Raw genomic sequence first — 9,595 nt, forward strand, 5'->3', positions numbered from 1 at the left:
TTATTTTAACCACCTAATTGGGTATTTACAAGTTAAAATGTTCCAGTGTATTATAATACCTGTAATACTAATTTGATGGTTAGGAGTGATGGTTATGCAGTTAGGTCATATTGGTTTAAATGTTACGGAATTGGATCGTTCCGTTCGATTCTATTCAGAGGTACTGGGCTTCACATTGCGAACCCGTTCTGACGAAACCGGCAAGAAATTTGCGTTGCTTGGTGACGATCGCAAGAACTTGGTAACGCTGTGGCAGCAAAGCGAGGGAACGTTCTCCCCTCAGTTGCCGGGTCTCCATCACTTGGCCTTTGAAGTCGACTCCGTCGAAATCGTAAAAAGTTTTGAAGAGAAGCTTAAAGCGCATGGCATCCCTTTCATTTATGAAGGCATGGTCGCCCATGTTGAAGGCGCGGATTCGGGAGGCATCTATTTCGAAGACCCGGATGGCTTTCGACTTGAGATCTACACGTTATCAGGCGTTAGCGGTCATTCCTGTTCGCCAACAACCGGCAGGGCCTGCGGATTTTTCTAATGAATTATCATCCGAATGAGATACGCGTTCAGGAACGCGCAGGCGTCCGTCATATCGCGGAACGCAAAAATGATATTTATTCGGACATCCCGCTCGTAGCTCAATCGTTTTTGGAACGTCAACCCTTTATCATTCTTGGCGCCGCACAAGAGAACGGCAATGTGTGGGCCTCCGCATTATTTGGTAACCAAGGTTTCGTGCAAGTGATGGATTCGCGCATGATCCGTATTCAGCAACTTCCCCGTGCAAACGATCCTTTACACCAATGCATCTGGAAAGACAACAATTTAGGGACCATTGCGATGGATTTTGCCGCACGACAGCGAATGCGGACAAACGGAATCATCCGTGAGACGGATTCGAACGGACTAACGCTTCAAGTTCATCAGGTCTACTCCAATTGCCCGAAATATATTCAAGCACGCGATTGGTCCATCGCTGATGAACGGAAAGACGACCGGCAAAGCTCATATCTATCAACCATGACGGAGGCTGCCAAGCGGCTGATTCAGGCAGCCGACACTTTTTTTATCGCCAGCCATCACCCCCATTATGGCGCGGACATCTCTCATCGTGGAGGAATGCCCGGATTTGTTCAGGTGCTGGATGACCATACGCTTGTTTTTCCTGATTATAAAGGCAACTCGATGTTTAATACCCTCGGCAATTTGGATGGCTATCCGCAGGCAGGACTCGTATTTCTGGATTTTGAAACGGGGAGTATGTTGCAATTGAGCGGTACTGTGGAAGTAGAATGGGGAACTACAGCCATAAACGGGATCATTGGAGCGGAGCGAATGGTTCGCTTTCATGTCGAACAGAGCAGATTTACCCTGAGCGAAATGCCCTTGAACTGGACATTTGTCAGCTACTCTCCGGCAAATCCCAAGCCCAAACTCAAGAGCGAGTGAATCCAGCCACAGCTTACAAAAAGACCTCTAGCGTGAACCGTCAATGTAACGGCTTGCACGTTAGAGGTCTTGTCCCTTACAACCAAAACACCCGATTTTCGATTATTTTTTATTCTCGCTAAAGTTCCAACTGCCTGTTATCGGCGGGTTTTTGCTGCCCGTTTTCGATTGTGAAACATATTTCAATTCCAAGCTGTTAACATTTATGGTGATCGTTTCTAAAGCATTATTAAAACTGTAGTCTGCGATGTGTACGGTGCTTAAATCAATCGTAAGCAAAGGCGCAGCATGATCGCCACGCGTTACAAATACGAGTTGACCCGTTTTAATCGCTTTTCCAGTCGCTGCGTCCAGAAAAATAGGAACAGAAGCTGAATCTACTTGCTTGGTGATGACGAACTCTTTCAGTGAAGTTTTACCGGATCCCGATCCACTGCCTGAGCTGGCACTCGATATTGAATTCGCGACATCGAACTCAACACCGGCAAGCTGAATCCACTTTTCATACCCCTTCGCTGCCACATCACCCGTGATGCCATCCAATTTCAAGTACACATCATAGTTGAGAACCGGATTTTCTTTTGCAGTTGTTTCAGCAGCAGTAGGTACCACACTAAAAAGTAATGCTAATAAACAAGCTGCAATAACCGCAAGAAGTTGTTTTTTTAACCTTACCATGGGAATCACTCCTCCAAAAAGATCAATGAAACAAGATAAATTGTAACATTAAAATTTGAAGGAATGTCGCTGTACGCCTATATTTAATGCATTATTAATACGATTAGACAAAGAATGACGAAGCTTCCCATAAAACGATTCCAAAGCTTTAGCATTTGGACCTATTTACTTGCGACCCTCCAGTTCCTGATCTTCAGTGCTCTGTTATTTAAGTCCGGCATGCATGAAACTCTCTACAAATTGACGCTGAAAAATGAAAAATGCCAATAACAGCGGCAACACGACCAGAAGCGTGGCGGCGGTCACGGTCCCCCATTGCGCTCCAGTTTCCGAGGTTTGGGCGAATATGGCGAGTCCTACCGTCAGCGAACGGTTTTCCACCGAGTTGGTCACGATGAGCGGCCACATGAAGTTGCTCCAATGCGTAGATACGGAGATGAGCCCGAACGCGATATAGGTAGGCTTGGCGGTTGGGAAATATACGTGCCATAAGGTGCGCCACCAAGGACAGCCATCCACCTTCGACGCTTCGTCCAACTCCAACGGAATTTGCTTAAAAGTTTGCCTGAGCAGAAACACGCCGAATGACGATGCCCAAAATGGCAGCATAATCGCTAATTTCGTATCTACTAAACCAAGCTGCTTAATCACCGTATAGTTCGGAAAGATGAGAACCTCTGCCGGGATCATGATTTGAATGAGAAATAAGATGAACACAACGCTTTGTCCAATGAACCGCAGACGGGCGAATGCATAGGCAGCCAGCGTCGCTGTTATGATTTGCGCCGCTAGAATCCCCACGACGATGATCATGGTATTACTGTAATACCTGACAAAAGGAACCGTTGTCCAAGCAGATACATAATTGCTGAACGTCGGATTCATGATAGCGAATGGATTTACTCTCGTTATAACTTCACTGGATGGCGTAAATGAGGTGAAAATGGTCCATACCAGCGGGATTAGAAATACAATGCCTAATAAAATAATAACGGATCGATTTAAACTCCGAACCAACATCAGTCAGCTTCCCCCTAGTAATGAACGCGTTTATCCAGAAAAGCGTAATTAAATATCGAAACGGCAAGCAAAATAGCCAGGAGTATAACCGTCAGCACAGAGGCTTTGCCCATGTCCCAGAAACTAAACGCAGTTTCGTAGATGTGATACAGCAGCAGATTACTTGCATTGTCAGGCCCGCCTTTTGTCATAATGTAAAGGTGATCGACAAGCTTGAAGGAGTTCGTCACCGCGATAATCATGACGAATAGCGTCGTCGGCATCAGCAGCGGAAACGTGATTGTACGAAACACACGCCACGGACTCGCTCCCTCCATCTCGGCAGCCTCGTACACTTCCTTGGGCAAGTTTTGCAGTCCCGCCAAATAGAAAATCATGAAAAATCCGGATTCCTTCCATATCACCATGAAAATCATGCTAAAAAGAACCCAATGCGGATCCCCCAACCAATTATGGATTGGCAAACCCAAATACCCTAAAAATTTATCCAGCAAACCATAATCAGGCGTATAAATAAACAACCAGATGTTCGCAATCGCAATCATCGGGATGATTGTCGGATAGAAGAAAGCCGCTCGCAGGATGCTCGTTCCCCTCAGCTTGTTATTCACCCAAACCGCCAAATATATCGCAAGCAGCACGCTTGTCGGCACGGTGCCAATCGACAGCAGGATATTGTTTTTCATCACCTTGATAAACACTTCATCTTGCAGAACTTGGGCATATTGATCCCAGCCTACATACTTATTGACAGAGAGTGTGGTGCTGAAAAAACTCAAATACACCGATTTGATCGTCGGATAAAACGTAAAGAGTGCCAGTAAGACCAAAGATGGAAGCAGCAGCGCATAGGCAAAAGCATTTTCTTTCCAGTCAATTCTTTTTCTTGATAGCAGCGTTTGCTGTTTCAAATAAATCCCCCCATACCCAAATGAATCGCATACATCCCTTCAAAAAAATAAAACCCTTGCCCGAAAATGTAAAATAAGATCTCCAGACCCATGCACAGAGAGGCACGATCCAGCTCTTTTTCACACTTTACTGAACAAGGGTTTTCTCATATTCTCGACCCAGAATTCTCAGTTTGCTGCTGAATATTTAATTGATGAATCTATCATAAACGCTAATTGTCAACGGGATATTAAATTCGTGTGAGCGTTTTGTAAATGACTTTCGCAGACCATTCTAGGAGCGCAGGCTGCTCCAGGTGGAGGAACCCACAATGCCATCGCTAGTTAGGCCTTTTGCCGTCTGGAACTTCTTGACCGCACTTTCCGTACCCGTACCAAAACTACCGTCCGCCGTAACCGTATATCCTTTTTTGGTAAGAAGTCTTTGCAGCACTTTAACTTCATCCCCTGAACTTCCGTTCCGAAGAACAGTTGTTGTGCTTGCCAGGGCACTCAGTTTCGTGGATGTTGAAGAGCCGACAATGCCATCGGCGGTAAGTCCATGTGCCGATTGAAATTGCTTGACGATCGCTTCCGTACCACTACCAAAACTACCGTCTGCCGCTAACGTATATCCTACTCGATTCAGGTTGGTTTGTAAGGTCACGACGGCGGCTCCACTGTCTCCTACTTTCAAAACCGTCCCTGTTCCTGTCGTGGAGGAAAGAATGTGATGAACCCCGTCAGACGTTGGGTAAGGTAGGATCAAGCCTGCTTGTTTAGCTAAAGCCACCAGCTTACTGTTTACAAACTTAAGACCGTTAAGTGCCACGCCGTTCTCATCAGTTACGGTCGCATCAAAGGCATCGCCTACTGTATGCGGAGCCGTAGCTGAAGGTTCTGCAACTAGAGTACCCAAACCATGCTTGGCCATCTCGGCTTGGCAAACATTTTTATTTTGAACAACTTCGTATAAGTGCCTTTGGTATTGATAGGGGCGATAGGCTGAGCTGAACGTAATCGTCCACCCCTTGGCCTTTATCAACTGAGCATAAGTATCCTTAGCCGCAATAACTTCCGGTTTCACATTGGTCCAAATAAGATTCTGTCCAGCCTCCATTTTTATTGCTAATGAATCTGTCATTGGCGTTAAGACACTTGAACATGTTGTAGCTGCATGTGCTGGTGTGATACCCGTAAACAATAAGCCTGCTGCGAGTGTGAATGATAGCAGTTTTCTTTTTAACAACATTTAACTTCCTCCCAATAAATGATAGTAAATGGCAATAATCTTCCATTTGAATCTAGTATATATCATTTAAATCGGGATTTTTGGTGTTTTATGGTATTTTTTCTAAATATTTTATGAAGGAAATGTCGATTGGCGCGATCCTCCAGGAGAGACATTTTAACAAAACATGGCGCTATCGATTTCAGCAAGCTTATTTAGCAACGAAGTGAAAATAGAAAAAAACGGCAGCTTTCGCCGCCGCTAACAGATATTCGAAACCCTAGACGTTGATATAAATTTTATTCATTTCTTCTTGGGTAAAGCGATGGACAGCGACGGGTACCCCATTTCTTTTGCCCCAAGCGGATACCAGTACATTCTTTTCTTTTACAATAAACTCAATCTCGAACTGAAACAGCTGGGCAACGTTCAGTTGCACAAAACCGGATGATCCCGGAGCAAGGGTTAGTGTATGGCTAGCCACCAAAGATTTTTTTCCATTCAATCTGAAAAGACGGACATGGACAGTAGCCCTCTTGGAGCTATTGTTAAGTGCTTTAGCAAATACAACGCGAGAGATACCGGGCAGCTTGTTTATTCCAATCGCGTTTTCCACTGGACCTGTGGAATATTTAATAGCAATGGCCACCTATCAACACTTCCTTTTTATTTGATAGTATAAGTATATGAGTTTGGAAGTATTTGGTCATAAGGTAATCGTCCATTTGCAATCCCAATTAAATGAGATGCCGTTCTGCCCGATAATCTCTCCGTATGCACTTATGTAATCGCTTTCATTTTAGCCGCACGATTGGGGCCGCAGTCTAGTTTTTGTCCTTAATCATGACGAAAGCTCTTCTTGTTAAAGGGTCCTCCGGCAAGTTGGTGTCAATTAATTCAATAGAGAATGACTCGGGATTTTCTTTAAGATCATCGCGATGGAGGGATATTTTAATTGGCTTTACGGATTCGCCTTCATTGAAAAGTAATGTGTATTTTTTTCTATAATTACTCCCTAGTATTTCATAATCAAATAACTCTTCTGCAGAATCATCACTCACCCGAAAGTAGACATTCAATTTTCCACGATTATCACCAGTGCGATATACATTTAGTGTAACCGTAGTGCCTTCATCGCCCCAATTCATCAATGAATTTGAATCAAAATGAACGTAACCCATCTCTGGAGTAAGCCAATCTGTACGGTTTATCCAAGTTGTGATCTCCTCATACTCATAATTAAGAGTTACTTCAGGATTAAGAAATAAATCATTCCACTGATAATCTTCCGCCTTTTTGAGTGGCTTTCCTGAATTATCAAATAACTGATAAGTATATTTGTAAACTCCAGGAGGAAGCCATATTTCCGACTTTCCTTGCTTATTACTCGGGGTTGAATAGTAATTTTTCACACCATCGAAAGCAACAACTTTTACATTTGGAACTCGAGGATAACCGTCTATTCGTTCTATGAAGGTAAATTTTAGATGAGAAAGATGCGTTGTGTCGTTCTTTACTGTATCTGCATAAGCAGGCGATAAACCAAATGCTGCAAAGATTACTGTAAACAAAAAGATTTTAATTTTGTTTGCTAATGTAACCAATGACATCTCCTCCACTACATACAGTTATTTACTCTTTTCCATGCCTCTCAACTCTTCGATTATCCTCCCTTCACAGCTTAAATACTAGAAGTTGTTGGCATAAATTGCAATGGTTCGAGAGGATTAATAGTAGAAGTTTTTAAGTTAATTTCTGTCGAAAATGTACTGTCGAAAAAGTAGAATTATTGGTTAAGTAAGGAGCGGATTTCATCGAATATTTATACCGAACTTAGGCCATTTGCCGACAATAAACTGACGGGCGAAACCAGAAGGGTTTCGCATGGCAGGCTAGCCTATCATGCCCGCCACTCCTAGTAAAATCGCAGTCTATTTTACTCGTTTAGAGTAGCGAATAAACCATTTTTTATTATATACTACTATATATTAGGAGCCAATTTCGACCAAGAAACCATTTGGTTGCTTGCAGCAGGGTTCTTACCTATCATCCAAATCCATTCCGAGGAGAATCCCAATGAAAACACATGTCAGCTTACCCGTGGAACAGCCGATCGTCACCTCGTGGGGCAACCAGTCGCATGTTTTTTCCATTGCCCAGCGCCATCCCGCCTATAAACCCTGGATCTACTCGAGCTACATTCAAATCGAATTGATTGTGGGCTTGAGCGGAGGAGACACCATTCTCAACTATTCTCATCTCACTACACCCCAAGAGGATTGTCCTTGGATTGAGACGACCCGTACGACCGTACAGCAGATCCAGGAATCAGGGAGAGATCTGGTATCGTTTTTTAAAGAAAATCTGCTGAAAGGGTATTACATCTATCAGTTCATAAATATGTACTATATTCCAGCTTATCCGACCTATCAGCGAAAACATGCACAACATGATCCGATGATCATCGGATTTGACGATGAACAAGAGATATTTTACATGGCCGATTTCCATCAAAATACGGATGGTGCCATGCGGTACGGAATCTTTGAAGTTTCTTATACCCAGTTAACGGACTCCATCCTTCATTTGACGGAAGAATTGAATATTTTAAAAGGAATTGAACTCTTCCAATACAGGACCGATGTTTCCGTTCCCTTCGATACCGAAAGGGTTAAGATCGCTTTGTCAGATTATCTGACATCCACTTATACGCCTCACCGTGAACCGACCTGGCTGTCCACTCCGGTTCTCGCGTACGGTATTGCTTGTTATGATCATTTGATCCAGCATATCGAGGATATCAAGATGGGTAGTGAGCTGAGAGACTTCCGCTTCTTTCATGTCATGGACGACCATAAGCTGCTGATGTATCAAAGACTCCAGTATATGCATGAAATCGGCTTGATTCGTGCAGAGCTTCCCCAAGGCTACGAGGAAATCTTGAATGATGCCGCTACGATGAGAAACCTGCTCTTGAAATTCGGCCTAAACGGAAACATCCGTTTACTCGATCGGGTTATCCTGCTTCTCCGCAAGATCGTGGAAACCGAGAAGAACATCCTGGGAGGGCTGCTGGAAGAATTGAAGAACCCCCGCCCCGCATCGGTTCAGGCTTAATCCACGATGGATAAGGCACGCTCGCAGAGAATGCACGAATAGCCGTTGCAAAAAGACTACTCCCGACGTCACATTCTGACGTTAGGGAATAGTCTTTTTGACTGTTCATCCCGCTTACATAGCGCTTGGAGTCAACGAAATCCGGCTTTCCACGTAATCCGCCACATCGGCGACAGTAATGAATTTGCCTGGAATCATATCCTCATCGGGAAATTCGAAATCGAATTCCTCTTCAATCGCCACAATGGCCCGCATATAACTCAAGGAATTGACGCCCATGTCCGCCAAGTGATCCAGCATGCCAACTTTGGAAATCCCGAGCAGCTCTTTCCAAATGGCGGCTACCCCTTTCTCGATCGGGCTTTCCGGCGCTTTATACATTTGCACCGAAACGTCAGGTTCAGGGAGAGGTAGAGCCCTACGGTCCACTTTTCCATTCGCGTTCAGCGGCATGCTCTCGAGCTGGACCACGTAGGCTGGCAGCATGTAGGACGGCAGTGTCCGCGACAACGCTGTTCTGATTTCGCCTGCACTATACGAACGGTCTCCCATGTAGTAAGCGCACAGCTGGTTTTGTCCCAACGGGTCGGGCCGGGCCATCACAACGGATTCCAAGATGCCTTCCAACCCTGCCAGCTGCGCTTCTATCTCACCCAGCTCGATCCGGTACCCCCGGATTTTCACCTGGTGGTCGATGCGTCCCACATACGCAATATTGCCATCCGGGAGCCATTTCGCCAGATCGCCTGTCCGGTACATCCGCTCTCCCGGTAAGAAAGGATTCTCCACAAACTTCTCCGCCGTCAGCTCCGAGCTGTTTACGTACCCCCGGGCGAGTCCGGCCCCGCCGATGCACAGCTCCCCTGCCGCTCCTACAGGCAGCAGGTGCCCGTATCGGTCGATAATGAAGATGCTTGTATTGGCTATAGGTCTGCCGATCGGCGGCAGGTTCGGGAGAAGAGGATCCTTGCCTTGTATCCTGTAGGAGGTCACCACATGGGTTTCGGAAGGACCGTAATGATTGTGTAAAGTCACTTCATGCTCCAACAAATAAGTACGCAGGTTCGGATGAATCACCAGTTGTTCCCCAGCCACGACGATATGCCGCACACGACCTCGGGAGAGCGTCTCCAGATACCGCTTCTCCGAAGCTAAATATTTAAGAAAAGCGGTTGGAAGGAATACAATATCCGCGCCGATTTCCACCACAGATTCG

General features: G+C 45.2%; 10 protein-coding genes. 3 read left to right on the plus strand and 7 right to left on the minus strand.

Annotation, left to right across the window (positions count from 1 at the left end; all coding sequences use genetic code 11):
* Positions 1–94: 94 nt before the first annotated feature.
* The gene (locus ABRS97_RS22745; protein ID WP_367819182.1) at positions 95–532 is read left to right on the plus strand and encodes a VOC family protein; all 438 of its coding nucleotides are present in this window, start codon (positions 95–97) and stop codon (positions 530–532) included.
* A complete protein-coding gene (locus ABRS97_RS22750) occupies positions 532–1,443 on the plus strand; it encodes a pyridoxamine 5'-phosphate oxidase family protein (RefSeq protein ID WP_367819180.1) in 912 nt (303 codons plus the stop codon). The genes ABRS97_RS22745 and ABRS97_RS22750 overlap by 1 nt, the downstream gene beginning before the upstream one ends.
* 102 nt (positions 1,444–1,545) lie before the next feature.
* Here the strand turns inward: ABRS97_RS22750 and ABRS97_RS22755 are convergent, their stop codons facing one another.
* The 6 genes from ABRS97_RS22755 to ABRS97_RS22780 form a co-directional block, all read right to left on the minus strand.
* A complete protein-coding gene (locus ABRS97_RS22755) occupies positions 1,546–2,121 on the minus strand; it encodes an Hcp family type VI secretion system effector (RefSeq protein ID WP_367819178.1) in 576 nt (191 codons plus the stop codon).
* A gap of 204 nt (positions 2,122–2,325) precedes the next feature.
* Complete coding sequence (locus tag ABRS97_RS22760) at positions 2,326–3,141, minus strand: carbohydrate ABC transporter permease (protein ID WP_367819176.1); 816 nt, start codon at positions 3,139–3,141, stop codon at positions 2,326–2,328.
* 14 nt (positions 3,142–3,155) lie between these two features.
* Positions 3,156–4,052: a carbohydrate ABC transporter permease gene (locus ABRS97_RS22765; RefSeq protein WP_367819174.1), complete on the minus strand. Its 897-nt coding sequence runs from the start codon at positions 4,050–4,052 to the stop codon at positions 3,156–3,158.
* A 274-nt stretch (positions 4,053–4,326) separates the two neighbouring features.
* Positions 4,327–5,283, minus strand: coding sequence for a peptidoglycan-binding protein (locus ABRS97_RS22770; RefSeq protein ID WP_367819172.1), 957 nt, complete (start codon positions 5,281–5,283; stop codon positions 4,327–4,329).
* Positions 5,284–5,542: 259 nt separating this feature from the next.
* Positions 5,543–5,911: a hypothetical protein gene (locus ABRS97_RS22775; RefSeq protein ID WP_367819170.1), complete on the minus strand. Its 369-nt coding sequence runs from the start codon at positions 5,909–5,911 to the stop codon at positions 5,543–5,545.
* 175 nt (positions 5,912–6,086) lie between these two features.
* On the minus strand, positions 6,087–6,866 hold the full coding sequence (locus tag ABRS97_RS22780) for a Calx-beta domain-containing protein (RefSeq protein ID WP_367819168.1): 780 nt from the start codon (positions 6,864–6,866) through the stop codon (positions 6,087–6,089).
* A 472-nt stretch (positions 6,867–7,338) separates the two neighbouring features.
* On the opposite strand from ABRS97_RS22780, the gene ABRS97_RS22785 reads away from it, so the two are divergent.
* Positions 7,339–8,379 (plus strand): hypothetical protein, encoded by a 1,041-nt coding sequence (locus ABRS97_RS22785; RefSeq protein ID WP_367819167.1) that lies wholly within the window; start codon positions 7,339–7,341, stop codon positions 8,377–8,379.
* A gap of 114 nt (positions 8,380–8,493) precedes the next feature.
* Here the strand turns inward: ABRS97_RS22785 and ABRS97_RS22790 are convergent.
* On the minus strand, positions 8,494–9,595 hold a 1,102-nt coding region (locus ABRS97_RS22790), incomplete at its 5' end, for a non-ribosomal peptide synthetase (protein WP_367819165.1).

The sequence above is a fragment of the Paenibacillus tabacirhizosphaerae genome (genome assembly GCF_040812395.1).
Taxonomy (GTDB): domain Bacteria; phylum Bacillota; class Bacilli; order Paenibacillales; family NBRC-103111; genus Paenibacillus_E.

Coding starts and splice junctions, on each gene's coding strand:
- ABRS97_RS22755 (WP_367819178.1), bottom strand. CDS start 2,121: ATGGTAAGGTTAAAAAAACAACTTCTTGCGGTTATTGCAGCTTGTTTA.
- ABRS97_RS22750 (WP_367819180.1), top strand. CDS start 532: ATGAATTATCATCCGAATGAGATACGCGTTCAGGAACGCGCAGGCGTC.
- ABRS97_RS22770 (WP_367819172.1), bottom strand. CDS start 5,283: ATGTTGTTAAAAAGAAAACTGCTATCATTCACACTCGCAGCAGGCTTA.
- ABRS97_RS22745 (WP_367819182.1), top strand. CDS start 95: ATGCAGTTAGGTCATATTGGTTTAAATGTTACGGAATTGGATCGTTCC.
- ABRS97_RS22785 (WP_367819167.1), top strand. CDS start 7,339: ATGAAAACACATGTCAGCTTACCCGTGGAACAGCCGATCGTCACCTCG.
- ABRS97_RS22760 (WP_367819176.1), bottom strand. CDS start 3,141: ATGTTGGTTCGGAGTTTAAATCGATCCGTTATTATTTTATTAGGCATT.